This is a genomic window from Desulfovectis peckii (genome assembly GCF_055391705.1).
This window is the reverse complement of sequence record NZ_AP042409.1, coordinates 1,387,340-1,412,015: the sequence shown is the minus strand read 5'-3', so window position 1 is coordinate 1,412,015 and position 24,676 is coordinate 1,387,340. Positions and strand designations below refer to the sequence as shown.

General features: G+C 45.8%; 25 protein-coding genes and 2 riboswitches. Of the genes, 24 read left to right on the top strand and 1 reads right to left on the bottom strand.

The features are described from left to right. Positions 1-37: 37 nt before the first annotated feature. The 21 genes from def to ACZ5NG_RS06930 all read left to right on the top strand — a co-directional run bounded on the left by def (position 38) and on the right by ACZ5NG_RS06930 (position 20,776). Positions 38-499: a peptide deformylase gene (def, locus tag ACZ5NG_RS07030; protein WP_464251108.1), complete on the top strand. Its 462-nt coding sequence runs from the start codon at positions 38-40 to the stop codon at positions 497-499. Further along, on the top strand, positions 499-1,446 hold the full coding sequence (gene fmt / locus ACZ5NG_RS07025; RefSeq protein ID WP_464251107.1) for a methionyl-tRNA formyltransferase: 948 nt from the start codon (positions 499-501) through the stop codon (positions 1,444-1,446). The genes def and fmt overlap by 1 nt, the downstream gene beginning before the upstream one ends. Then, entirely contained in the window at positions 1,443-2,222 is a 780-nt protein-coding gene (locus ACZ5NG_RS07020; protein WP_464251106.1) for a DUF116 domain-containing protein, read from the top strand. The genes fmt and ACZ5NG_RS07020 overlap by 4 nt, the downstream gene beginning before the upstream one ends. After that, entirely contained in the window at positions 2,222-3,577 is a 1,356-nt protein-coding gene (gene rsmB / locus ACZ5NG_RS07015; RefSeq protein WP_464251105.1) for a 16S rRNA (cytosine(967)-C(5))-methyltransferase RsmB, read from the top strand. Before ACZ5NG_RS07020 ends, rsmB begins: the two co-directional genes overlap by 1 nt. A 345-nt stretch (positions 3,578-3,922) precedes the next feature. Next, a complete protein-coding gene (locus tag ACZ5NG_RS07010; RefSeq protein ID WP_464251104.1) occupies positions 3,923-4,687 on the top strand; it encodes an FhaA domain-containing protein in 765 nt (254 codons plus the stop codon). A gap of 3 nt (positions 4,688-4,690) precedes the next feature. Then, positions 4,691-5,188, top strand: coding sequence for an FHA domain-containing protein (locus ACZ5NG_RS07005; RefSeq protein WP_464251103.1), 498 nt, complete (start codon positions 4,691-4,693; stop codon positions 5,186-5,188). Further along, complete coding sequence (locus ACZ5NG_RS07000; protein WP_464251102.1) at positions 5,166-5,882, top strand: Stp1/IreP family PP2C-type Ser/Thr phosphatase; 717 nt, start codon at positions 5,166-5,168, stop codon at positions 5,880-5,882. Before ACZ5NG_RS07005 ends, ACZ5NG_RS07000 begins: the two co-directional genes overlap by 23 nt. Positions 5,883-5,901: 19 nt before the next feature. Continuing rightward, complete coding sequence (locus ACZ5NG_RS06995; protein WP_464253128.1) at positions 5,902-7,200, top strand: FtsW/RodA/SpoVE family cell cycle protein; 1,299 nt, start codon at positions 5,902-5,904, stop codon at positions 7,198-7,200. Beyond that, the gene (locus ACZ5NG_RS06990) at positions 7,193-8,581 is read left to right on the top strand and encodes a peptidoglycan D,D-transpeptidase FtsI family protein (protein WP_464251101.1); all 1,389 of its coding nucleotides are present in this window, start codon (positions 7,193-7,195) and stop codon (positions 8,579-8,581) included. Before ACZ5NG_RS06995 ends, ACZ5NG_RS06990 begins: the two co-directional genes overlap by 8 nt. 7 nt (positions 8,582-8,588) lie before the next feature. Further along, the gene (gene pknB / locus ACZ5NG_RS06985) at positions 8,589-10,454 is read left to right on the top strand and encodes a Stk1 family PASTA domain-containing Ser/Thr kinase (RefSeq protein WP_464251100.1); all 1,866 of its coding nucleotides are present in this window, start codon (positions 8,589-8,591) and stop codon (positions 10,452-10,454) included. Further along, a complete protein-coding gene (gene rsgA, locus ACZ5NG_RS06980; protein ID WP_464251099.1) occupies positions 10,442-11,350 on the top strand; it encodes a ribosome small subunit-dependent GTPase A in 909 nt (302 codons plus the stop codon). The genes pknB and rsgA overlap by 13 nt, the downstream gene beginning before the upstream one ends. Next, the gene (gene rpe, locus ACZ5NG_RS06975) at positions 11,343-11,999 is read left to right on the top strand and encodes a ribulose-phosphate 3-epimerase (RefSeq protein ID WP_464251098.1); all 657 of its coding nucleotides are present in this window, start codon (positions 11,343-11,345) and stop codon (positions 11,997-11,999) included. Before rsgA ends, rpe begins: the two co-directional genes overlap by 8 nt. 99 nt (positions 12,000-12,098) lie before the next feature. Beyond that, a riboswitch (cyclic di-AMP (ydaO/yuaA leader) is annotated at positions 12,099-12,252 on the top strand. Positions 12,253-12,404: 152 nt separating this feature from the next. Continuing rightward, on the top strand, positions 12,405-13,607 hold the full coding sequence (locus ACZ5NG_RS06970) for a quaternary amine ABC transporter ATP-binding protein (protein ID WP_464253127.1): 1,203 nt from the start codon (positions 12,405-12,407) through the stop codon (positions 13,605-13,607). Then, on the top strand, positions 13,600-14,424 hold the full coding sequence (locus ACZ5NG_RS06965; RefSeq protein WP_464251097.1) for an ABC transporter permease: 825 nt from the start codon (positions 13,600-13,602) through the stop codon (positions 14,422-14,424). Before ACZ5NG_RS06970 ends, ACZ5NG_RS06965 begins: the two co-directional genes overlap by 8 nt. 26 nt (positions 14,425-14,450) lie before the next feature. Beyond that, positions 14,451-15,317 carry a glycine betaine ABC transporter substrate-binding protein gene (locus tag ACZ5NG_RS06960; RefSeq protein ID WP_464251096.1) on the top strand — a complete coding sequence of 289 codons (867 nt, stop codon included), beginning with the start codon at positions 14,451-14,453 and terminating at the stop codon, positions 15,315-15,317. A 166-nt stretch (positions 15,318-15,483) separates the two neighbouring features. Continuing rightward, positions 15,484-15,774 (top strand): hypothetical protein, encoded by a 291-nt coding sequence (locus tag ACZ5NG_RS06955; protein WP_464251095.1) that lies wholly within the window; start codon positions 15,484-15,486, stop codon positions 15,772-15,774. Positions 15,775-15,861: 87 nt separating this feature from the next. Beyond that, positions 15,862-15,993, top strand: a riboswitch (FMN riboswitch). 131 nt (positions 15,994-16,124) lie between these two features. Further along, positions 16,125-17,258, top strand: coding sequence for a bifunctional diaminohydroxyphosphoribosylaminopyrimidine deaminase/5-amino-6-(5-phosphoribosylamino)uracil reductase RibD (ribD, locus tag ACZ5NG_RS06950; protein ID WP_464251094.1), 1,134 nt, complete (start codon positions 16,125-16,127; stop codon positions 17,256-17,258). Continuing rightward, entirely contained in the window at positions 17,240-17,905 is a 666-nt protein-coding gene (locus tag ACZ5NG_RS06945; RefSeq protein ID WP_464253126.1) for a riboflavin synthase, read from the top strand. Before ribD ends, ACZ5NG_RS06945 begins: the two co-directional genes overlap by 19 nt. Positions 17,906-17,924: 19 nt before the next feature. Beyond that, positions 17,925-19,160 (top strand): bifunctional 3,4-dihydroxy-2-butanone-4-phosphate synthase/GTP cyclohydrolase II, encoded by a 1,236-nt coding sequence (locus ACZ5NG_RS06940; RefSeq protein ID WP_464251093.1) that lies wholly within the window; start codon positions 17,925-17,927, stop codon positions 19,158-19,160. A gap of 38 nt (positions 19,161-19,198) precedes the next feature. Further along, entirely contained in the window at positions 19,199-19,666 is a 468-nt protein-coding gene (ribH, locus tag ACZ5NG_RS06935) for a 6,7-dimethyl-8-ribityllumazine synthase (RefSeq protein ID WP_464251092.1), read from the top strand. A 72-nt stretch (positions 19,667-19,738) separates the two neighbouring features. After that, positions 19,739-20,776 (top strand): nicotinate phosphoribosyltransferase, encoded by a 1,038-nt coding sequence (locus ACZ5NG_RS06930; RefSeq protein ID WP_464251091.1) that lies wholly within the window; start codon positions 19,739-19,741, stop codon positions 20,774-20,776. 76 nt (positions 20,777-20,852) lie between these two features. Here the strand turns inward: ACZ5NG_RS06930 and rpmB are convergent, their stop codons facing one another. Beyond that, positions 20,853-21,044: a 50S ribosomal protein L28 gene (gene rpmB, locus ACZ5NG_RS06925; RefSeq protein ID WP_464251090.1), complete on the bottom strand. Its 192-nt coding sequence runs from the start codon at positions 21,042-21,044 to the stop codon at positions 20,853-20,855. Between the two features lie 184 nt (positions 21,045-21,228). Here rpmB and recG point away from each other — a divergent pair, with 184 nt between their 5' ends. The 3 genes from recG to ACZ5NG_RS06910 are packed head-to-tail and all read left to right on the top strand — an operon-like array spanning position 21,229 to position 24,649. Then, positions 21,229-23,298 carry an ATP-dependent DNA helicase RecG gene (recG, locus tag ACZ5NG_RS06920; protein WP_464251089.1) on the top strand — a complete coding sequence of 690 codons (2,070 nt, stop codon included), beginning with the start codon at positions 21,229-21,231 and terminating at the stop codon, positions 23,296-23,298. Between the two features lie 14 nt (positions 23,299-23,312). Further along, positions 23,313-23,981: a YdcF family protein gene (locus ACZ5NG_RS06915; protein ID WP_464251088.1), complete on the top strand. Its 669-nt coding sequence runs from the start codon at positions 23,313-23,315 to the stop codon at positions 23,979-23,981. A 29-nt stretch (positions 23,982-24,010) separates the two neighbouring features. Next, positions 24,011-24,649 carry a cyclodeaminase/cyclohydrolase family protein gene (locus ACZ5NG_RS06910; protein WP_464253125.1) on the top strand — a complete coding sequence of 213 codons (639 nt, stop codon included), beginning with the start codon at positions 24,011-24,013 and terminating at the stop codon, positions 24,647-24,649. Positions 24,650-24,676: the final 27 nt, after the last annotated feature.

The window sequence follows — 24,676 nt, the reverse complement described above, 5'->3', positions numbered from 1 at the left end:
ATGCTATTACTTGTAAAATAAAAGGAGATGTTGCCTGTTGCCTGTTTATAATATAGTGAAAAACGGTGATCCGATATTGCGGGAGAAGGCTAAGCCTGTACCCCAAATCACCCCCAATATCATTAAATTACTTGATAACATGCGGGAAACGATGTATGCCGCTAAGGGTGTCGGTTTGGCCGCACCGCAAATCGGTGTTTCTAAACGAGTGGTAGTTGTAGATGTGGGTGACGGACTGTATGAATTGATTAATCCGGAGATTATTAAATCCCGGGGCAGGGAACTCGGCGCGGAAGGCTGCCTGTCTATTCCCGGAATAATCGGAGATGTACCGCGGGCGACCAGTATAGTAGTGAGAGCCCTCAACCGTGAAGGTAAAATGATGGAATATCGGGTAAAGGGTTATGCTGCCCGGGCATTTCAGCATGAAATAGATCACTTGGACGGAATTTTATTTATTGATAAGGCAATTAACTTGCGGAAGGAAGAAGAGGCTTAATGCGCATAGTTTACATGGGCACGCCGGATTTTGCAGTGCCTTGTTTAGAGAAGATTGTTCAAATGGGCCATCAAGTGGCGGCGGTTGTCACCCAACCGGACCGCCCCAAAGGGCGGGGACGTAAATTACAGCCTTCTCCGGTGAAGCTTGCCGCGCAAAAGCATGGGCTGAAAATTTATCAACCGGAAAAAATTAAAACCGAAGAATTTTACAAGCTTTTAAAATCGCTACAGCCCGAGCTGATTGTCGTGGTGGCTTATGGTAAAATATTGCCGGCAAAAATATTATCGCTGCCACCGCTGGGATGTGTAAATGTACATGCCTCGCTTTTACCTAAATATCGAGGTTCCGCCCCGCTCCATTGGGCAATTATCAACGGCGAAAAACAAACCGGTGTGACCACTATGTATATGGATGAAGGCATGGATACCGGGGATATGATCTTAAAGAAATCTATTGAGATTCATCCCGATGCTACCGTAGGCGAGTTGCACGATCGTTTAAGCGTATTAGGTGCCGAATTGCTGGAAGAAACTCTCAAGCTAATAGAGCAGGGAAAGGCACCGCGTATACCCCAAGATGATGGCGAGGCTAGCTATGCGCCGATGCTAAAGCGCGAGCATGAAAGAATTGATTGGACCCTGCCGGCGATAAAGATAAAAAACCATGTCAGAGGAATGAACCCGTGGCCGGGTTGTTACACTACTTTAGACGGTAAGGTGCTGAAAGTTTGGCGGGTTGATGTAATTGACAAAAATACCCCTCATAAGCCGGGCACCGTTGTCGCCGTTGAACAAGACAGTATTTTAGTACAAACCGGAATGGGAATGGTATCTTTGTTGGAATTGCAACTTCAGGGCGGAAAACGATTGGTTACCGCAGATTTTTTGCGCGGCAGGCCGCTGTCGCCGGGTATAGTGCTGGGCTCTGAGGAGGAGGACAAATGATCAGCAACTCATATATTCAGCCTCAGGGCAAGAAACGATTGTTTATCGGCTTGTTAGCCGGAAGCTTACTGGCTGTCAGCGGGCTTACGATGTTAATGTGGTACCTATTGTCCCATCCGACCACTGTGCTGCAAAAACTTATCTTGCTAATTTTAGCCAGCGCCATTGTAGTGACCATGGTAGCTGTAGCTTTCGGCATCGGCGGCATTGTACTTACTATTTGGTTGGCAAAGACAATTACTCCCCTGCAGCCGTTAATGCGGATAGCAATCAGTGTGCTGTTTCCGCTGGCTATTGGGTTGGGGCGGCTTTTTAAAATTGATACCGACAAAATTAAAAGATCCTTTATTGAAGTTAACAATCAATTGGTTTTGACCAGAGAATTAAAACTCAAACCCGCCCAAATACTGTTATTGGCACCGCACTGCCTGCAAAAAAGCAGCTGTCCGCATAAAATCACCTCCGACATAAATAATTGCAAGCGATGCGGGGGATGCCAGGTAAATGAACTGTTAAAACTGCAAGAACGTTTTGGAATCAATATCGGTTTGGCTACCGGAGGCACATTGGCCAGAAAATATGTCAAAGAATACAGCCCGAAAGCAATTGTCGCCATTGCCTGTGAGCGAGATTTAGCCAGCGGCATCCAAGATGCCACCCCGATACCGGTTTTGGGGGTATTAAATGAACGGCCTTATGGTCCGTGCTTTAATACTCAAATATCGATGGCGCGCGTAGAAGAAGCAATTAGATATTTTATAAAGGTGGATAGATAATGGCAAATATCTCTGCGAGGGAAATAGCCCTTCTGGCACTTAAAGAAGTGGAAGAAGGGGCTTATGCTAACCTGGCTTTAAACAAAATGTTGGAAAAATATCAACCTAACAAACTGGAGCGGGCCTTTGCCACCGAACTGACTTATGGCACCCTGAGAACAATGAACACTTTAGATTGGGTAATATCAAGATTTTTAAGAGAGCCATTGGCTTCGTTAAGTGTTTGGGTGCGCAACATACTGCGCATGGGTACCTATCAAATCATGTTTTTAGATAAGGTTCCGCCCGCTGCTGCCTGCAATGAAGCCGTTGAACTTGCTAAAAAATATGCCAATTACCGGGTTGTCAGATTTGTAAACGGGGTGCTACGCAACATTACCCGCAACATAGATAATATTAAGTATCCGGACATTAAAAGTGACCCGGTAAGTCATGTATCTTTAAAGTACTCCCACCCCACCTGGATGGTAGAAAGATGGCTTAAGGAATACGGATTGAATCAAACCATTGAACTTTGCAAAGCCAATAATGTCAGTCCCCCCAATATAATTCGCACCAATACGCTGCGCAACACCCGGGATGAATTGATTGCCCGCTTAAAAGAGGAAGGGGTGCGGGCAACGAAAACAAAGTACGCACCTGAAGGTTTGGAAGTTAAAGGCTTTTTGTCGTACCGTTCGCTGGCCAGTTTTAAAGAAGGTTTATTTCAAATTCAAGATGAAAGTTCAATGTTGGTCGGCCACGTACTTAACCCTGTTCAAGGGTCCAGAGTGATTGACGCCGCGGCGGCACCGGGGGGCAAGGCAACCCATTTAGCGCAGTTAATGAACAATACCGGGGAAGTGCTGGCCGTTGATTTGCATCCGCATAAACTGGAATTAATTAAAGAAAACTGCAGACGCTTAGGCATTACCAATATCAATTGTGAAGTCGGCGATGCACGGCAAATGCCGGAAGAATTATATAATTGGGCGGATTATGTGCTGCTTGATGCCCCTTGTTCCGGTTTAGGCGTCTTAAGGAGACGACCTGATTCCAGATGGCGCAAAGAGGCTTATCAAATACCGGCCATTGTAAAATTACAACGGGAGATGCTGGAAAGTGTCAGCAAATGTGTGCGCCCCGGGGGTGTTTTGGTGTACAGCACTTGCACGATCACGAGAGAAGAAAACCTAGGCCAAATTAAAGCATTTTTAAGGGAACATGAAGAATTTGTGTTGGAGGACTTAACGCCTGTCTTACCTGCTAATTTGGCTAAAGAGCGAACGGTAGCAAAAGGTTATATTCAACTTTTGCCTCATGTGCACGGTATAGACGGATTTTTTATAGCTAAAATGAGAAAAAGAGGAATATAATGATAAAATGTAGAACATTTATGGAGGATGGAAGTTGGCAACTGCAAATATTGGTTATAATTTAAGTAGAGGGATTGCTTTAAAGCTTTTAATGGGTTAATGCGGCATTCCTATGGGCGATCCGCCTGTGTATCCACACAGGTAGGATGTCGGATGGGTTGCCGTTTTTGTACTTCTGCCATTTGAGAATATCTGCTGATTGCCCATCATAAAGAAGTCAAGTTAGCAAAAGGGGCAGGAGCATATATTGTAGAAAATTCTAGTGTTATGGAAGGAAATGGGTACCGATACGGAAGCTGCCTGCGGCCAACCGCGCAGCTGCGTTATCTCTGTGAGGTGAAGAGGGTGGGCCTTTTTTCCGGATTGGAAGATAGCTTGGAAAAATATATTGAAGGTTTCTTTAAAGATAAGTTTAAAGGACGGGTACAACCCGTGGAAATTGCTAAACGCTTAGCCAGGGAAATGCGTGATAATCGCCGGGTAAGCGTGAACAATATTTATGTGCCTAATGAATATAAGGTAACGCTGCACCCTGAAGATTGGGAGAACATTGGCGCCTTTAACAAGCTGCTTGCTTTAGAATTGCGGGATTACATCAAGCAAAAGGCGGAAGAAAAGGGTTATACTCCTGTTGCGGCTCCGGTCGTAATATTAGAAAAAGATGAACAAGTAGAACAGGGACATATTCAAATTGAATCACACTTTAGTGAAGGGCTGCCTTTGCCAGGGGAAGAGGAGCAAAGTGATAATGCAGCGGAATTGTTGGAAGAAGAACAGCATACTCAAATATTTCAACCTGTTAAGGATATCACGCTGGAGGTGGCCACACCATATTTGGTGGTGCAGGAAGGCCATGATGCCGGTAAAGAGTTTACGCTGACGGGTCATCATTATGTTATCGGTCGCCGGGAAACTTGTGACATAGTTTTACACGATCCCAGCGTTTCCAGAAAACATGCCCAGTTAGACAAGGTGGAAGAAAAATATATCTTGACCGACTTAAACAGTACAAACGGTACGTATGTAAATGGGCAAAAAGTTGTGAAAAAAACTTTGGAACAGGGCGACATTATAACCTTTGGTACGACAATTTGTATTTACAAGGTGTAAGTGATGATGTTAGATCTATTACTTAGCGTTATGCGTTATTTGTTTCTGGCGCTGTTTTACTTATTCTTGTTTAAGCTGGTTCTGGCAATTTTTCGCGATTTGCGGGCTCCCGTTGATGCCGTGAGGAGCAATGTAGAAAATGTAGAATCCGATGTGAGCAGTATCCGGATCGCGCCGGACAGCGGCGGGGATGGGGCCAAACTGATTTTTTTGAGCGATACAAATGAGTTGTCTATACCGCTGGGAAACAATACTTTAATTGGTCGCTTGCCGGGCTGTCATATTAGAATAAATGAGAACTATGTATCCGGCAAACATGCGATCATTAAATATCGCAGTGGCCAGTATTGGGTAGAAGATTTAGACAGCCTTAACGGCACGTATTTAAACGGGACCAGACTTACTAAACCGGCGGTGTTAGCCAACGGAGACCTGCTGCGAATTGGTGGAGCCAGTTTTGAGTTTGTGAGGTGGGCGTATGAGGTGGAGCCAAATAAGTGAAGTTGGATTAGTGAGGTCAGGTAACGAAGACAGTGTATTAGTGGCACCTGACATTAAATTTTTCATGCTGGCAGACGGTATGGGCGGTCATCAAGCCGGTGAAATAGCCAGTCAACAGGCTTTGCAATACTTAGAGCGCAAAGTGCGCCAAATGCTGCCAAAATCAACCGGCAATGTCAGTCAGATGCTGGTAGAGGCGCTGGAAGAAACCAATGCCTATATTTACGAGTTGGCCGGCAAGGATACAAGATTAAAAGGTATGGGCACGACAGTTACGGCTTGCCTGCTGCAGCAAAATGAAGCCTTGGTGGTGCATGTAGGTGACAGCCGGGCCTATTTACTGCGGGATAATCAAATAACCCAAATCACCCAAGATCATTCTTTGGTAGGGGAACTGGTTAAAAGCGGTGATATCAGTGAAGAACTGGCTCGAGTTCATCCTCACCGCAACATACTGACGCAAGCGGTAGGTGTATCTTTAAAGATTAATGTTGACTTATATCATGTGCCGCTGCAAAAAAAAGACCGCATTTTGTTATGTACAGACGGCTTGACTGCCCATTTATATAAAAATGAAATCAAAGAGATTGTCACTGCCGCCCCAAGCTTAGAACAGGCAGTGAGAGCTCTCACTGACGCCGCTTTGGAGCAGGGGGGAACGGATAATCTGTCAATAATATTAATTGAAGTATAAAGTAGGAGGCAAAAAATTGATCACAACTAATGCTGATCAATTTAATATATATCTCAGGCGGCAGGAGCGAAAACTGCTGTTTTATTGTACGATTTATCTGCTGGTGGGTGTATTGGTACTGTACCTAAACGGCAGTATCGATAATCCTCCCCTAATGATTGCTTTGTTAGCGGTTTTAATGGTGTCATTGTCTTTTGCCGCTTTAGGTTTGTTTTGGCAGTTAACCAAGTTTAATGTAGATCCCTATTTACTGCCGATTACCGCTGCGCTAACATCAACCGGACTGATATTTTTAATGCGCCTAAACCCCAATTATGGCATCCGCCAGTTTCTTTGGTTAATGGTGGCCCTACTGGCTTTGGCTTTAACCACTACGGTGTTGCGCAATTACCGTGTACTTGCCGATTACAAATATATCTTTGCTTTGCTGAGTACAGTAATGCTGGTGTTGCCTATTTTTATGGGCAAAGAGCAAGGCGGTTCTCGCAGTTGGCTGGATTTTGGCATATTTCAAGTGCAGCCCTCTGAATTTGCCAAAATATTACTGGTGCTGTTTTTAGCGGCATTTTTAGTGGAAAACCGCAGAGTACTGTCTACAGGTACCGCTAGCTTGTTTGGCATTTCGGTACCTACTATTCGGGAATGGGGCCCGCTGGTGTTTATGTGGGGTATCGCCATGGTATTGCTGGTGTTTCAAAGAGATTTAGGCACGGCGTTAATTTACTTCGGCACATTTTTAACCATGGTATACACTGCCACCGCGCGCACTTCCTATGTGCTGTTGGGAATGAGCATATTTATTTTAAGCGGTTTTTTCAGTTACAATATTTTTTCCCACGTACAGGCCCGGGTGGATATTTGGCTTAATCCTTGGCCCCAATTTGAAACCGCCGGCTATCAAGTGATTCAATCATTATTTGCTATTGCCAGCGGCGGGCTAGTAGGTGTGGGGCTGGGTGCAGGCAATCCCAACCTAATTCCCGCGGTGCATACCGACTTTATTTTCTCCGCAGTATGCGAGGAAATGGGGTTACTTGGCGGGGGCGGAGTAATTATCCTCTTTATTTTATTGGTTTATCGAGGACTGAAAATTGCCCTGGCCGCTCAAGACGAATTTTCTTCCCTACTGGCAGCGGGGCTAACGGCGCTGATGGGGCTGCAGGCTTTTATTATTATCGCCGGGGTAATCAAGTTACTGCCCTTAACCGGTGTTACACTTCCGTATATCAGTTATGGGGGTAGCTCATTGGTGGTAAATTATATAATATTAGGGCTTTTGCTGAACGTTTCTCATAAGGCGGTTAACCGGTATGAATAACAACATTCGCAAATTAGGCTTCTTTTTATTTGCTTTATTTATCGTATTAGTATTTTATCTCTCCTATTTGCAATTTATAAAAGGACCGGAACTGGCCACTCATCCCAATAATCGCCGGATGTCAGAAGCGCTGAGTGATATCCGACGGGGCAGCATTTATGATCGCAACGGACAGTTGTTGGCGGAAACCCGTTGGGCGGATAACCGTCGTGAAAGATATTACCCGCGGGCAGCGGAAACTGCCCACGTAATTGGATATGTGTCTGACAAATACGGAAATAACGGACTGGAGGCAGCGTATGCCAACCATTTGTTAGGTCAAACCGCTGACGGAAAAGTTAACAATCTGTTGAGGAAATTAACCGGCAAGGAGCAGGTCGGTGATGATTTAGTATTAACGATAGATGCTGAACTGCAACATTTAGCATTCACCCTGTTAAGTCAAACCGGAAAAAACGGTTCAATTGTGCTCATTGATCCACGCACCGGAGCAATTTTAGCGGCTGTTTCTGTACCATCGTATGATCCCAACAACTTGGATGAGCAGTGGGAACAACTGGCCAACAATCAACAGGCGCCGTTGATTAACCGTGCTTTCCAAGGCGCTTATCCTCCGGGATCAATTATGAAAGTAGTTACTGCCGGCGGTGGGTTGGCGGCAAATATCAATGTTAACGATACGCTAAATTGTCCGGGATATTTAGAGGTAAGCGGTTTTAAGCTGCAAGACAGAGTGCACGGCAGCGTAAACTTTACCAAGGCAATGGCCGTTTCCTGCAATACTTACTTTGCGCGCATGGGATTAAATCTGGGCAAGGATAAGTTTATTCAAAATGCGGAAGCTTTCGGTTTTAATCAAAAGTTTGATTTGCCTTTAGAAACAAGGGCCAGTACGATAAGCCAAGACAAATCCTTTGATGAGGTAGAGCTGGCCAATGCGGCCATCGGCCAGGCTGAACTGTTGGTAAGCCCCCTGCATATGGCTATGGTGGCTGCTTGTATTGCCAATGAGGGCAAAATGATGAAACCTTATTTGGTAGAACAGATATTAAATCCGAATAAAGAAACGGTGTGGCAGAGTAATCCTGAAGTAATGAAAGAAGTGATTAGCCCTGAAATTGCCGCTATGATCGGCCAGGCCATGGTTGCTGTAGTAGAACAAGGCACCGGCGGGGGCGCTGCCATTGACGGCATCCAGGTGGCAGGAAAAACGGGTACAGCGGAAAACATTGAGAAAAAAGAACCACATGCTTGGTTTATTGGTTATGCACCGGCAAACAACCCACAGGTAGCGTTGGCGGTAATAGTTGAAAATGGAGGTTATGGTGGCGAAGTGGCGGCACCGATTGCCAGACAGATGATATTAGAGGCGCTGAGGTGAGATGATAATGATCGGCAAGCTGTTGGGAAACCGCTATGAAGTGTTGGAACAATTGGGCGGCGGCGGAATGTCTATTGTATACAAGGCGAAAGATACATTTTTAAATCGTTTGGTGACGATAAAAATACTGCGTCCGGAATATGTTACCGATAAAGATTTTATTCGCCGCTTTCGCAGGGAAGCACAGGCGGTAGCCAGTCTTTCCCACCCCAATATTGTTAACATTCATGATGTAGGACAAGAAAACGAAACCCAATACCTGGTCATGGAATACGTAGACGGCGATAACTTAAAAAATTATCTCAAGGCTCATCCGGACTTGCCACTGGATAAAATTGTTAATATAGCCAGGCAGATTTGTGATGCCTTACAGCATGCCCATGAGAACAATATTGTGCACCGCGATGTTAAACCGCATAATATTTTAATTACTAAAAATGAGCGCGTTAAATTAACGGATTTCGGCATTGCTTTGGAGGCTTCTACCGGTACCATCACCAATACCGACACTATTGTGGGCTCTGTTCATTACATTTCTCCCGAGCAGGCCAAAGGTGAAGTAGCCGGCCCGCAATCCGATATTTATTCACTTGGTGTGGTACTGTATGAAATGCTTACCGGTGAACTTCCTTTTAAAGGTGACAGCCCGGTTGCTGTGGCCTTAAAACATGTGCAGGAACAACCGAAACTTCCCAGTGAAATCAATCCCCGAGTGCCTCGCCAACTGGAACGTGTAGTGATGAAGGCCATGCATAAAAGCGTGGAACAGCGCTATCAAACGGCAACGCAGTTCAGTGCGGATTTGCTGGAGGCGGTTAAGGGTACGCTCTATTTTGATGAAAGTGATGACTATGCCACCCGGGTACTGCCCGGACCCGTAGATACAACGATTTTAGATGACCATAAAGAACCTAAAGAATTTCCAAATGAGCCGAAGAAAAAACCGGATGTCAAAAAAATAGCCATAACAACTGCCTTACTGGTTTTAAGTTTAATTGCCGGTGTGTTGTTTGCCATGTACAAATATATGAATGTGCCGGAGATAGAAGTGCCGGATGTAGTGAACCTGCCGGTTGAAGAAGCGCAACAGGTCCTTGAAGAAAAAGGCTTAAAAGCAATTATTACTGAAGAGTACAGCGATGAAGTAGAAGAAGGGATAGTAATTTCACAAAGCGAGGAACCGGGTAAAAAAGTAAAACGGGGTAGAGAGATTACATTAGTGGTAAGTAAAGGGCCGGAAATGCTTGAAGTTCCGGATGTGCGCGGCAAAAGTCAAGATGAAGCGGAAATGGAGCTTCAAAATGCCGGTTTTGACAATATCGTAGTGGAGACGGCCTTTCATGATGAAGTACCGCAGGGCAATGTAATTGATCAAAACCCTCGCTCCGGCAAACATCCCAAGAGTACAACGATAGAATTATTAGTAAGTAAGGGGAAAGAACCGGTAACGGTAGATATGCCCAACTTAGTCGGTTTGCAGTTAGATGAAGCCCAGGCCAAAATTAATTCCCTTAACTTAGTATTAAACGAGCCGATATTGTACAGGGAGAGCAAGGAATACTTAGAAGGCCAGGTAATGGGGCAAACACCCGGTCCCAATGAAAAAGTTGAAGAAGGCACCAAAGTAACCCTTACCGTCAGTAAAGGGCCGGGGCCGGAAAAGCGGAGTGCCCGGGTGAAGTTAAAGCTTGATGACGATGAACAAATGCACGAAGTAAGAATTACCGTGACAGACATTATGGGCACAGACCGAGTTGTTTATGTCGCTACTCACGAGCCCGGCGAAAGGATCAACCAAGATGTAACTTTCTATGGGCAGGCGGTAATTAAAGTTTACGTTGACGGGGAGCTAGTGGAAGAATGGACACCGTAAATCAAGCGGATGGCGAAATGATTGAAGGAATTGTAATTAAAGCCTACAGCGGCTTTTATTACGTTCAATCAGAAGCCACTCAATGGGTGTGCAGACTGCGGGGCAAATTCCGCCTAGAGAAGCGGAGAGTGTTGGTGGGCGACCGTGTGAAGCTAAAGCCGGCAGAAAAAAATACCGGTATGATCTATGAAGTAATGGAAAGACGCAATGAACTGGTGCGCCCGCCCATTGCCAACGTTGATCAGGCGGTCATTATCTTTGCCGTTAAAAACCCGGATCCCAACCTTGATTTATTGGACAAATTTTTAATCTTAGCCCAAAGTGCTCAAGTCACTCCGGTGATTTGCCTAAATAAAATTGATCTGCTTGACGGCCCGATGCCCGACTGGCTGAATATTTACCGTCAAATCGGCTACCCGATTGTTACTACCAGTGTAAAAAAGGACATCGGTATTAATGACATGCGGAGAATTCTCGCCGGCAAAACCTCCGTTTTCGCCGGCCCATCGGGAGTCGGTAAATCAAGCATACTAAATGCGATTCAGCCGGGGCTGAAGTTAAAAACCGGTGAAATAAGTAAAAAGTTGGGCCGGGGCAAACATACTACCCGTCATGTAGAGTTGATGCCTCTGGCAGGCGGTGGCTTGGTAGCAGACACTCCCGGCTTTTCCAGTTTAGACCTGCCGGCAGTACATTCTAATGAATTGGTCAATTATTTTCCTGAAATAGCCGCCCATCAAAAAAAGTGCCGTTTTGTCAGCTGCACTCATGCTCAGGAACCGGATTGTGCGGTTAGAGAGGCGGTAGAAAAGGGACAAATCGACACCAGAAGGTATCAAATTTACTTGCACTATTATAACGAGCTGCTGGAACGAGAAAGGAGATACTATGATTAAGCTGGCTCCATCAATATTATCTGCAAATTTTGCTAATTTGGCGGAGGATGTGCGCCAAGTGGAAGCTGCCGGGGCGGAGTACTTGCACATTGACGTCATGGACGGACGTTTTGTGCCCAACATTACCATTGGCCCTCCGGTAGTTAAAGCACTGCGCCGCCATTCCAAGATGACTTTTGATACTCACTTGATGATTGTTGAACCGGAAAAATACTTGGCCGACTTTGTTCAGGCGGGGGCGGATATCATCACCGTTCACGCCGAGGCCTGTGTGCATTTACATCGGGTAGTAACCCAAATAAAGGAATTGGGAGCGAAAGCAGGCGTGGCGTTAAACCCGGCAACACCAATCGCTATGATTGAGCATGTGCTGCCCCTTTTGGACTTAGTATTGCTAATGACGGTTAACCCGGGTTTTGGCGGGCAAAAATTTATTCCGCAAGTACTGCCGAAGATAAAAAGTATAAGGGAAGCGGTTGACAAGGCGGGCTTACAGACGGAAATACAGGTTGACGGTGGAATTAATCCGCAAACCGCCGCCGCTGTTGTGCAGGCCGGGGCAAATGTGTTGGTTGCCGGGTCGGCAATCTTTGGCGGAGAAGATATAGCGGCAGCGGTTCATCAACTGCGCCAGTCTGCCCACTTATAGCTAATTTGTCGGTTTATTGGAAAATATTATCTTTTTACATACCTCCCCATGGACAACCATGGGGTTTTTTGTTATTATGTTATAATAAAATGGAATAGCTTTTACAGTGCGCTGAATCTTCATAATTGAAGAGCGGAGGAACCAAGTTATAGGGGTGAATTGTGCCGAAAGGGAATATTCATTATCTTGGCACATAGGGTTAGCTCCGACCCGAACCCGTCAGCTAACTTCGTAAGCGTTGTAGGGGTATAATGTATAATAAGAGTTTTATTATTATACTTACTTTGTCATGTCTGTAAGCCCCGCTTAATGGGGTTTTTTTATTTATATTATCCACCGGTAACTTGTGTGCTCCGGTTACCGTACGCGATAGTCAGTAATTTCTTTGAAGGGGGGTTAACGAACATTAAAAAATTAGTAGTTAAGGATTTAGTTAAAATTTTTGGCGACAATCCGAGAAAAGCTTTGCAATTAATTGATCAAGGGAAAAGCAAAGAGGAGATACTGAAGAAGACAAAGCAAACCGTCGGGGTATATAATGTCAGTTTTGAAGTTGATGCCGGGGAAACCTTTGTGATTATGGGGCTTTCCGGCAGTGGCAAATCAACATTGCTGCGCTGCCTGAATCGCTTGATTGAACCGACAAGGGGACAGGTGTTGATAGACGGAGAGGATGTTACCGCCGCCGGCAAAGAGCAGTTGCGCAATATCAGGCGTAAGAAGCTCGGAATGGTTTTTCAGAGTTTTGCTTTGTTTCCCCATCGGACGGTAATTGAAAATGCGGCTTATGGTTTAGAAGTACAGGGCATGGATGAAAAAAACAGGCTGGAAAAGGCCGGTGCCGCTCTGGAATTAGTAGGTTTAAAAGGCTGGGAATATTCCTATCCCCGGGAACTTTCCGGCGGCATGCAGCAGCGGGTTGGTTTGGCCCGGGCGTTGGCCAGCGATCCCGACATCTTACTTATGGATGAGGCTTTTAGTGCACTGGATCCGTTGATTCGTAAAGAAATGCAGGATGAGCTGATATCCATCCAAAGTAAGATGAACAAAACAATTATTTTTGTCACCCATGATTTGGATGAGGCACTAAAAATCGGCGATCGCATAATGCTGATGAAAGACGGCGGTGTGGTGCAAATTGGTACGCCGGAAGATATCTTAACCAACCCGGCCAATGACTATGTCGAGCGATTCGTGGAAGACGTGGACATGACCAAGGTGTTGACGGCAGAGGGTGTGATGAAAGATCCCAATGTGACAATAACCATTAATCACGGTCCCAGAATGGCACTGCGCATGATGCGAGATAAGGGGTTATCCAGTATCTTTGTTACTGCCAGGGATAAGAGGCTTTTGGGGATTGTCACCGCAGACTGCTGTGTTGACGCTGTAGTGAACGGCTACAAAGATATCAAGAGGTTAATCATCACCGACGTACCCCAAGTAACGCCGGATACCCACATAAACGATGTCATTCCCCTGCTGGCCGATTCTAAATTTCCGGTAGCTGTAGTCAGTGATGACGGAAAATTAATGGGTGTAATTGTTCGCGGTGCCGTACTGGCCGGCATGCTGAGGAAAGGGGGAGGCGTTGACGAAGATGCTTAAAATACCGATCGGAGAAGCTACGGAATGGCTGGTGGATGCAGCAAACACCTACTTGGGCGGACTTTTTGCTTTGATTACCACTATAATTAAATTTATGATTGGCAGTTCTACAGATTTATTGCTGCGCCTTCATCCGCTGCTTTTTCTGATAATTGTGATTTTAATTGCCTGGCGCCTGGCCGGCCCCAAAATAGCCATCGGTTCAGGATTAGGACTGTTTTTAATTTGGAACATGGAAATGTGGAAACCCGCTGTGGAGACCATCACCTTGGTGTTAATTGCCACAATACTGTCGTTAATCATGAGCATACCTTTAGGAATTTGGTCAGCGCGCAACGATTGGGTACGCAGAATAATAATGCCGATTTTAGATTTAATGCAAACAATGCCGCCTTTTGTTTATTTAGTGCCGGTGGTGATTTTATTTAGTGTGGGAGAAGTACCCGGACTGATTGCCACCGTGGCATTTGCCATGCCGCCGGCTATTAAGCTGACTGACCTGGGTATCCGGCAAGTACCTAAAGAGTTGATCGAGGCGGCGGAGGCCTTTGGCTCAACGGAAAGGCAAAAACTTTTTAAAGTACAATTGCCTTTGGCCCTGCCAACCATTATGACCGGGGTCAACCAATGCATACTGTTAGCTCTCTCCATGGTGGTAATTGCCGCCATGGTTGGGGTTGGCGGGCTCGGTGGTATGGTGTTGCGCGGCATCCAGCGCTTAGATGTAGGTTTGGGTTTTGAAGCCGGCCTTTCAATCGTCATTATTGCCATTATTCTGGACCGCATTACCCAAAGCATTGCCGGCAAGAAAACATAAAATTATAAGATAGGGAGGAGAAAAGGATGAGAAAAAGAACAAAGCTGTTAGCGTTACTGGCGGCAGTGATGTTAACGGCAGCTGCTCTGGTGGGCTGCGGCGGCAGTGAGGAGAGTAACAAAAAAGCTAAAGTGACGCTGGGTTATGTTGAATGGGATACGGAAATTGCCAGCACACACGTAGTTAAAGAAGTGCTGGAAAGCAAAATGGGTTACGAAGTAGAAGCAAAGGCGGTAGATGCCGGCGTTATGTGGCAGGGTTTGGCTAACGGTGATTTTGACGGCATTGTCGCTGCTTGGTTACCGGTTACTCATGCCGATTATTATGAGCAAACGAAAGGCAAATTTGTTGACCTGGGACCGAACCTGGAAAATGCCCGCATAGGTTTGGTTGTACCGGAATATGTAGAAATTGACTCTATTGAGCAGCTAAACAGCGTTAAAGACAAATTCAACGGCGAAATTATCGGTATTGAAACCGGTGCGGGTGTAGTTAAGGCGACGGAAAGGGCTATTAAAGACTACGGTTTAGACTTTAATTTAGTTCCCAGCAGCAGCCCGGCAATGGTAGCCAGTTTAAAGAGTGCCATTGAAAACAATGAATGGATTGCCGTTACCGGCTGGTCGCCGCACTGGAAATTTGCCAAGTGGGATCTGAAATACTTAGATGACCCTAAAGGCTCTTATGGCGATACTGAATATATCGGCAGTGCCGCCCGTTTAGGATTGGAAGAAGATATGCCGGAGGTATACCAATTGTTAGACAACTTCTATTGGGAACATGAAGATATGGAAGAGGTAATGATGATGATTGCAGAGGGTATGTCTCCGGAAGAGGCGGCTAAGAAGTGGGTGGAAAACAACAGCGAAAAAGTAGAAGCCTGGCTGCCATAGTAAAAAAACTGCTGTACCGTGGGCTAAACAGCCTCACGCTACAGCAGTTTTTTTATTTTCGCATCACTTTTACCGACATTGACACAGAAAATAAAAAAGAGTAAAATTTGCCATGTGGTGGACATTATAGATCTAGGACATGTTAATAATCAGGGAGGTGTTTGGATTGACTAACTTAGGCGCATACAATCTTGTCGATACCACCGATGTGGATAAAATTATAGCCCAACTGGAAACGGAAGGAATGTCGGAGACAGACATTTTTAAATTTAAGTTGGATATGATCGTATTTGTGAACTATTTAGAGACATACTTAAATAAAAATTTAGCTCAGGCCGATGAGTTTGACCTGGAAAAATTCTATGAATATGCTCTAAATGACCCTTCCCTAACGGAATTGGCTGAGCGCAGGGTAAAAAACGCTCGCAAAGGTTTGGAAATATACAAGAAACTTTGATCCGCAAATTCACAAGTTATTGTTGACACGGTATAACATAGGGCGTATAATTGACTTAGTAAAACTAAAATTTGTGTAATTGAATATAGATACCTTCGGGGATTGGTGGAATTCCATACCGGCGGTGATGTTTAGAAGCTAAGCCCGCGAGCCCTTAACAGGGTTGATTCGGTGAGAATCCGAAGCCGACAGTTAAAGTCTGGATGGGAGAAGGTGTGTAAATCTGTGCAGATAGCGAAAAACGGTATCTTCATAGATACTGTTTCCGTGCGCTAGATGCTTATTTTCCCATTGCCAAAAACCCCCCGATTTGTTGGGGGGTTTATTTTATCAGAGGGGGCATTATAAGCTTGGAGCAGCAAGATCAGCATTACATGAAAATTGCCTTGGAACTGGCCGCACGAGCGGAAGGTTATACCAGTCCCAATCCTTTAGTGGGAGCGGTAGTGGTTAAAAACGGAAAAATTGTCGGCCGGGGCTATCATATGAAAGCCGGCACGCCACATGCCGAAGTACATGCCTTAAATGATGCCGGCGAAGAAGCCAAAGGCGCTACTTTATATGTTACCTTGGAACCATGTTGCCATTATGGGCGCACCCCTCCCTGCACGGAAGGGATAATTAAAGCCGGAATAGCCCGGGTGGTAACCGCCCTTAAAGATCCTAACCCGTTAGTTGCCGGAAAAGGCTTAAAGATACTGAGAGATGCCGGTGTGGAAGTAACAACCGGGGTATTGGCCCAAGAAGCGGCCAAACAAAATGAGGTGTTTTTAAAGTACATCACCACTAAGCTGCCCTTTGTGGCATTGAAAGCTGCAGTAAGTCTGGACGGCAAAATAGCAACTTACACCGGGGAATCCCAGTGGATTACCGGGCCGGAATCACGGGCATATGGGCACCGCCTGCGGCATAAATACGATGCTATCTTAGTCGGGGTAAATACCGTATTGGCTGACGACCCGTCGTTGACGGCCAGGCTGCCTGACGGTAACGGCATTGACCCGGTTAGAGTGGTACTGGACAGCAAGTGCCGCACGCCGCTGAATGCAAAAATAATTACCCAACAATCATCTGCTCGCACCATCATTGCGACCACGCCGAAGGCGGATGCAGATAAAATTAAACGGCTGCAGGCCGCCGGGGCAGAGGTGCTGGTTATTCCGGATCAGGACAATAAAGTTGACGTCGCTGTACTGTTGAAGGAACTGGGCAAAAGAGATATCACCGGCTTGCTGGTTGAAGGCGGAGCGGAAGTACACGGCTCATTTATTGCAAGCAGAGCGGTTGATAAAGTGTATTGGTTTATTGCGCCGCTGATTATCGGCGGTGCGGCTGCTCCCGGAGCGGTGGGAGGAGAAGGATTTGCCAAACTTGTTGATGCCTTGAAATTAAAGGACATTGCCGTCAAACGCTTTGGTGAAGATATTTGTATTGAAGCTTATGTTGTTAAAGGAGGTGACAAAACATATTCACCGGAATTGTAGAAGAAATCGGCACCGTTAAAAAAATTACCCGCGGCTCAGATTCTGCACATCTACATATTAATGCGCGCAAAGTGCTGGAGGATATAAACATCGGCGACAGCATTGCCGTAAACGGAGTCTGCCTTACTGCCACTGCCTTTGACAGCAACGGCTTTGTAGCTGATGCGATGGCGGAAACGCTGGCCAAAACAAATTTAAATAAATTAGGTCCGGGGGATAAAGTAAACTTAGAAAGAGCGCTGCGGCTCAGTGACCGCTTAGGGGGTCATCTGGTTACCGGACACGTTGACGGTATCGGTACAATCGTCAGCATAGAGCGCCAGGATATCGCCATATTAATTACCGTTGCCGCACCGCCGGAAGTTTTGCATTATACCGTGAAAAAAGGTTCAATCGCCGTTGACGGGACAAGCTTAACGGTAGTTGATGTAAATGCGGAAAGCTTTTTAGTATCTTTAATTCCCCATACCGCTCATCATACTGTTTTGGGAAGCAAAAAGGTGGGGGATTTGGTTAACTTAGAAGCTGATGTGCTGGGCAAATATATTGAAAAATTTATCGCCAACCGCCAAAATCAGCAATCCGCCGAAGCCGCGAAAGCGGATAAATTGACATTGGATTTTCTGACAAAACACGGATTTGCATAATGCCAAAGGGGGTATTTAGATGAGCTTTAAGTTCAATACAATTGAAGAGGCAATTGAAGATATTAAACAAGGGAAAATGATTGTGGCAGTGGACGATGAAAACCGTGAAAATGAGGGCGACTTGATTATTGCCGCCGAATTTGTCACGCCGGAGGCAATCAATTTCATGATTACCCATGCCCGGGGCTTGGTTTGTATGCCGGTAGAAGGTAAGCGGCTGGATGAACTTGAATTGCCGCAGATGGTAACTCATAATACCGATTCACATGGTACCGCCTTTACCGTTTCCATTGATGCCAAAAATACTACTACCGGCATATCGGCTTATGAGCGGGCGATGACCGTAAAGGCAGTGCTGGATCCCAAAACCAAGCCCAGTGATTTACGCCGCCCCGGCCACATCTTCCCCTTGCGGGCAAAAGAAGGCGGAGTGCTGCGCCGTGCCGGTCACACTGAAGCGGCGGTTGATTTGGCTCGCCTCGCAGGGTTGTATCCGGCAGGTGTAATTTGTGAGATTATGAAAGAAGACGGTACCATGGCCAGGGTACCGGATCTGATGGAATTCTGCAAAAAACATAATCTAAAAATCATTACCGTGGCGGATTTAATTAAATATCGCCGTATGAAGGAAAAGCTGATCAGAAGAGTGGATACAGCCAACATGCCCACCAAATACGGCAACTTTACCGCAGTGGCTTACGAAAGCGTGCTTGACGGCAAAGGTCATATCGCTCTGGTAAAAGGGGACTTACAGAGCGTGGAGGCACCGCTGGTGCGTGTTCATTCAGAGTGCCTCACCGGTGATGTTTTCGGTTCGGAGCGTTGCGATTGCGGTGATCAGTTAAAAGCCGCTTTGCAAATGATTGAAAATGAGGGCGTCGGTGTTTTATTATATATGCGTCAGGAGGGTCGCGGTATCGGCCTTTTGAATAAAATTCGCGCCTATAGATTACAAGATTTAGGGGCGGATACAGTAGAAGCCAACGAAGCCCTGGGTTTTCCGGCCGATTTAAGGGATTACGGGATTGGAGCCCAGATTCTTAAAGATTTAGGCCTAACCAAAATCCGCCTGCTAACCAATAACCCCAGAAAGATAGCCGGTTTACAAGGTTACAATTTAGAAGTGGTAGATCGGGTGCCGATAGAAATTTGTCCGGGTGAAAATAATAAATTTTACTTAAGCACCAAGAAAAATAAACTCGGTCATATGCTGGACTTAGTGGATGAACAAAAAATAGAAAAGATAGAAGCATAAGTTTAACACCATTAAGCTACATCAAGGAGGAAATATGAATGGGCCGTATTTATGAAGGGAATCTTATAGGTGAAGGGTTAAAATTTGGCGTGGTAGTTGGTCGCTTTAATGAATTTATTACCAATAAGTTGCTCAGCGGTGCTTTAGATGCTTTAAAAAGGCACGGCGTTAACGAAGATGACATCGATATAGCATGGGTTCCGGGAGCTTTTGAAATTCCGTTGGCTGCCAAACACATGGTTGGCTTGAATAAATATGATGCGGTTATATGCCTTGGGGCGGTAATCAGAGGTAGCACCCCGCATTTTGATTATGTTGCTGCCGAAGTATCTAAGGGTGTGGCTAAAGTGAGCCTGGACAGCGGCAAACCGGTAATTTTCGGGGTGATTACCACCGATACCATTGAGCAGGCAATTGAACGGGCCGGTACCAAAAGCGGCAATAAGGGATATGATGCGGCAGTAAGTGCAATAGAAGTGGCTAATCTGTTACGTTCCATCGGATAGCTGCAAGTAAAGGGCTTGATTTTTCAAGCCCTTTTCCGATAAATTTACGCTTTTGAATTGGGGGGCGTTGTTTTGGATATCAAACCCATCACGAACATGAAGGAAGTATCCGAGCTGAAATTTTCTCCCGGTCGCTTGTTTTCCGCTGACAACGATGAAATAAGAAGCGGCTACACCACCGATATTTATTTTATTAAGACGCTGGAAATTATTAAAAACCTTGGGCTGGAGGATACCAAAGTAGTTGCGGAGATATTTGCCGGCCGACCGGGGTTAATGTGTGGAACAAAAGAAGTGACAAACTTGCTGCAGGGGTTGCCGATAGAAATGCTTGCCCTGCCCGAAGGGCAGTTTTTTGAAGCGAAAGAAGTAGTGATGCGCATTACCGGTAAGTACAGCAAATTTGGCATTTATGAAACGGCTATCCTCGGTATTTTAGCCAGCTCCTGCGGTTGGGCTACCGCTGCCCGTGAGTGTGTAGATGCGGCCGGTGACAGCAGCGTGATTTGTTTCGGTTCCCGTCACCTTCATCCTGCGGTATCGCCGGTAATGGAAAGGGCGGCACTTGTCGGTGGGGCAACCGGAGCCAGCAATATTATGGGCGCAAAGTTTGGCGGCATTGAGCCCAGCGGTACCGTGCCCCATGCGGTATTTTTGGTTGTCGGGGATACCGTAAAAGTGGCGGAAGCATATCATCGGTACATGCCTGAAGGCTCCCCGGTAATTATGCTGGTAGATACCTTTAAAGATGAGGCGGAAGAAGCTATAAGAGTAGCTGAAGCATTAAAATCGAAGCTTGACGGTGTAAGGCTTGACACTCCTTCCGAAAGAGGGGGAGTGACACCGGAATTAGTAAGGGAAGTAAGAGCGAGGTTGGATCAGGCCGGATATCAGCACGTAAAAATTTTCATCTCCGGAGGCTTAACTCCGGAGCGCATTAGGCTGCTCAAAGAGGCGGGGGCTGATTCCTTCGGCGTAGGCAGCTACATATCCGGAGCAAGTGCTATTAATATGACGATGGATATTAAAGAAGTCAACGGCAAGCCGATTGCCAAACGCGGACGCATTCCCGGGATTACAAAAACAGATCGCTTGGTGAGAATGATCTAAACGAAAAAGGGCTGAAGTGCTACAAACCTTTGGCTAGTAGGCTTCAGCCGCTTTTTATATACCGCTTTAACTTAAATTATATGGCCCGCTGAACTTTGCCGCTGCGGAGGCACCTTGTGCACACCTTAATACGCTTGGGAGAGCCGTTTACAATGGCGCGTACGCGTTGTAGGTTGGGTTTCCAAACTCTTTTAGAACGAATATGGGAGTGGCTTACTTTAAAACCGGTAGCAACACTTTTACCGCATACTTCGCATTTTCTGGCCATTGCGCTACACCTCCTTTATATACCGCCCAAAAGATGGTAAAATTGTTTCAAAGTCTCACTAGGATAGTATAACATAAACACAACCTATTTAAAAGCAATTTTTATCGCTCTTTCAAAGTAAATTCCTTGACAGTTATTATAACAAATTGTCTGTAGATGTTACAATAATTATAGGTGATCGTTGATGAACGATATTTTTCGAAAACCAGCTCAATTTATAAAAGGGGTAGGGCCCAAACGGGCTAAAACACTGCAAAAAGTTAATATCTTTACTTTGTTTGACTTACTTTATCATTTTCCCCGGGATTATCAGGACCGGACCAATATTCGCCCGGCACATACATATATGCACGGTGAAATGGCCACGGTCATCGGGCGGGTTTTGTACGGGCAGGAACTTAAACCGAGAAAAGGCCTTACTATTATTAAGCTGGCTGTTGACGATGGGCAGGGCGTTTTTTTTGCGGTGTGGTTTAACCAAAGATATGTGCTGAAGCAGTACCCGGCAGGAACGAAAATTTTAGTTTTCGGCAAAGTGGACAAGAGCTATCGCGGCGAAACCCAAGTGCAGGTGGTAGAGTGTGAACCCGTCAAGGATACCGAGCTGGACAGCGGGGAAATTGTGCCGCTGTACCCTTTAACTGAGGGGATCAGTCAAAAAGTGATGCGCACGATCATTAAAAACAGTCTAGCCCATGTTAAAGAATTAACCGAGTTTATCCCGGCGGATTTATTAACCAAATATAAACTGCCTAAACTTGCTGAAGCATTTTACCATATTCACTGCCCGAGCAATATCAATGATGTCAAACATGCCCGGCGTAGATTTATTTTTGAAGAGCTTTTTTTAATGCAATTGGCCCTGGCGAAAATTCGGCAAAAAATTAAGGTGCAGCAAAAAAAACACAGTTATCGTAACGGCAGTGGCGAAAGGGTTAAACAATTATTAAGGGCTTTGCCCTTTAAGCCCACTTTAGACCAAATTAAAGTATGGCAGGAAATTGAACAAGACATGGACAGCCCCTACCCGATGAATCGACTGCTGCAGGGCGATGTCGGCTCAGGAAAAACATTAATCAGCGCTTTAATGCTCACTAAAGCGGTAGATGCGGGATTGCAGGGGGCGCTAATGGCGCCGACGGAAATACTTGCCGAACAGCATTACTTTGGCTTGTCTGCTTGGATGGAACCCCTGGGAATTAAGGTGGGCCTGTTGACCGGCAACGTGAAAGGGGCAAAACGGGAGGAATTAATCCAAGCCATTGAACGGGGAGAAGTGCAGGTGGTCATCGGCACCCATGCCTTAATTCAAGAAGTGGTAACTTTCCGCAATTTGGCGGCGGTGGTGGTAGATGAACAGCATCGCTTTGGCGTTAAACAGCGGATGGCCCTGCAGGCAAAGGGCAACAATCCTGACGTGCTGGTAATGACGGCAACACCGATACCGCGCACGTTAGCCTTAACAGTGTACGGTGACTTGGATATGTCGGTAATTTACAGCTTGCCGCCGGGCAGAAAACCGGTGCGCACCTATCATGTTACCGAACAGGCGTTAAATGACGTTTATCGTTTGGTTGAGCGGGAAATAAAAAAAGGTAATCAAGCATATTTTGTTTGTCCCCTGGTTGATGAATCAGACGTGCTTGATGTACAGGCAGCCGTTGATTTTGCCGCCGAGTTAAGGGAAAAGGTTTTTCCGGAGTATAGCCTTGGCTTGCTGCACGGCCGGATGAAAGCAAAAGAAAAAGAACAGGTGATGAGCGCGTTTCGTCAGGGTAGCATGAAGATTTTGGTTTCCACTACCGTCATTGAGGTCGGGGTAGACGTACCTAATGCTACGGTAATGGTCATTATGGATGCCGATCGCTTTGGCTTGGCCCAGCTTCACCAGCTGCGGGGCAGAGTGGGGCGCGGTCAGCAGCAGTCCTACTGCATTTTGGTGGCCACACCTAAGACGGAAGAAGGCAAAATGCGCATGAAAGCAATGGTTAATACCGCTGACGGATTTGCCCTGGCGGAGGAGGATTTGCGGCTGAGGGGCCCCGGCGAGTTTTTCGGTGTCAGGCAGTCGGGACTGCCGGAATTGAAAATAGCCGATATTGTCCGTGACCGACAGGCGATGGAATGTGCCAGATTTGAGGCCTTTGCCATCGTGCAGAAAGATCCTTTGCTCGCGCAACCTGAACATCAATTGCTGGCTAAGGAATTGTCGTTGCGATACGGCAAAAATGCAGACTTTTTGCATATCGGTTAATATAAAGGTGAAATATGAGATATAGGCGAATTATGATCTATTTAGCGGCAGCTTTGCTCCTGTCATTTTTTGTGATTGAGGGTTTGCTGTTTTATTACGGAACAAGGCCATTTGCTGCAGACTCGGAAAAAGCGGACTACATGCTGATCTTGGGTGCGGGGCTTAGCGGGGAAAAGCCGCTGCCCCTTTTAGAAAGCAGATTGAAAAAAGCTTTAGCCTATCTGCAAACAAATCCCCAAATAAAGGTAATAGTTTCCGGCGGAAAAGGCCCGGGGGAAACAATAACGGAAGCGGAGGCGATGAAAAGATATCTGGTAGGTCACGGAATTAAGGAAGGGCAAATCATTATAGAAGACAAATCTGCCAATACCTTTGAAAATATCCTCTTTACCAAAAATAAGCTGGCGCAAATTGACGGGCGAAAAAACATTAAAATTATTATCTTGACCAGTGACTTTCACATGCTGAGAGCAAAAATGCTTGCCCGGCAGCAGGGATTTACCGTACTTTGTTTACCGGCAGAAACACCGGCAAAAGATAAATTTTATTACTTTTCACGCGAGTATTTGGCCATACTAAAGACACTGGTTATTGATAATTTCCGTTATTATATATTGGATAACGGAAAAAGCGGTGACATAAGCACCGCAAGCCTAAAAGTCAGTGGCCTGAAAAAAGGCTAATAATTGCAGTAGAGGGTGGGATCTAAGTGATGAACGATGTATTTGATCAATCTTTTAGAAAAATATTGGCTATGTCGGCCTCTGATGCTCCCACACCCGGAGGGGGCAGTGTAACCGCCATGATTGGGGCGCTGGGCACGGCCATGACGGCCATGGTGGGAAACCTGACCGTTGGCAAAGAGAAATATAGGGCAGTGGAAGGGGAAGCAAAAGAAATAACCGGCATGGCTTACTATCTCATTTACCGGCTGGAAAAAATGGTTGCTGCCGATATTGAAGTATTTAACAACTACATGGCTGCCTACAAACTGCCCCGCAATAATGAACAGGAAAAAGCCAAGCGGGAAGCGGCCTTACAGGAAGCTGCCAAGGCGGCGACAAAGGTGCCGTTGCAAACGGCCAAGGTGCTGTTGGAGGCATTATCATTAACAGAGAGAATGTCTAAAATTGGCAACAAAATGGTGATAAGTGACGCCGGTGTAGCCGCCTATACCATTGAAGCGGCGATAAACGCGGTGCTGCTTAATGTAGACATTAACCTTCCGGCAATTGCCGATCAAAATTTTGCCGCTCAGGCGAAAAAAGAAAAAGAAGAGATAAAAATTCAAGCGAAAAAATTAAAGGAGCAAACAATTGCTACCGTGCACAGCAGAATAAATGATCAATAAAAATATCAAAATAAATAATTAATGAAA

Excerpts from the sequence above, each read along its gene's own strand:
- fmt (WP_464251107.1), top strand. The coding sequence starts at position 499 with ATGCGCATAGTTTACATGGGCACGCCGGATTTTGCAGTGCCTTGTTTA.
- ACZ5NG_RS07020 (WP_464251106.1), top strand. The coding sequence starts at position 1,443 with ATGATCAGCAACTCATATATTCAGCCTCAGGGCAAGAAACGATTGTTT.
- rsmB (WP_464251105.1), top strand. The coding sequence starts at position 2,222 with ATGGCAAATATCTCTGCGAGGGAAATAGCCCTTCTGGCACTTAAAGAA.
- ACZ5NG_RS07005 (WP_464251103.1), top strand. The coding sequence starts at position 4,691 with ATGATGTTAGATCTATTACTTAGCGTTATGCGTTATTTGTTTCTGGCG.
- ACZ5NG_RS07000 (WP_464251102.1), top strand. The coding sequence starts at position 5,166 with ATGAGGTGGAGCCAAATAAGTGAAGTTGGATTAGTGAGGTCAGGTAAC.
- ACZ5NG_RS06990 (WP_464251101.1), top strand. The coding sequence starts at position 7,193 with ATGAATAACAACATTCGCAAATTAGGCTTCTTTTTATTTGCTTTATTT.
- pknB (WP_464251100.1), top strand. The coding sequence starts at position 8,589 with ATGATCGGCAAGCTGTTGGGAAACCGCTATGAAGTGTTGGAACAATTG.
- rsgA (WP_464251099.1), top strand. The coding sequence starts at position 10,442 with ATGGACACCGTAAATCAAGCGGATGGCGAAATGATTGAAGGAATTGTA.
- rpe (WP_464251098.1), top strand. The coding sequence starts at position 11,343 with ATGATTAAGCTGGCTCCATCAATATTATCTGCAAATTTTGCTAATTTG.
- ACZ5NG_RS06965 (WP_464251097.1), top strand. The coding sequence starts at position 13,600 with ATGCTTAAAATACCGATCGGAGAAGCTACGGAATGGCTGGTGGATGCA.
- ACZ5NG_RS06960 (WP_464251096.1), top strand. The coding sequence starts at position 14,451 with ATGAGAAAAAGAACAAAGCTGTTAGCGTTACTGGCGGCAGTGATGTTA.
- ACZ5NG_RS06940 (WP_464251093.1), top strand. The coding sequence starts at position 17,925 with ATGAGCTTTAAGTTCAATACAATTGAAGAGGCAATTGAAGATATTAAA.
- ribH (WP_464251092.1), top strand. The coding sequence starts at position 19,199 with ATGGGCCGTATTTATGAAGGGAATCTTATAGGTGAAGGGTTAAAATTT.
- rpmB (WP_464251090.1), bottom strand. The coding sequence starts at position 21,044 with ATGGCCAGAAAATGCGAAGTATGCGGTAAAAGTGTTGCTACCGGTTTT.
- recG (WP_464251089.1), top strand. The coding sequence starts at position 21,229 with ATGAACGATATTTTTCGAAAACCAGCTCAATTTATAAAAGGGGTAGGG.
- ACZ5NG_RS06915 (WP_464251088.1), top strand. The coding sequence starts at position 23,313 with ATGAGATATAGGCGAATTATGATCTATTTAGCGGCAGCTTTGCTCCTG.
- ACZ5NG_RS06910 (WP_464253125.1), top strand. The coding sequence starts at position 24,011 with ATGAACGATGTATTTGATCAATCTTTTAGAAAAATATTGGCTATGTCG.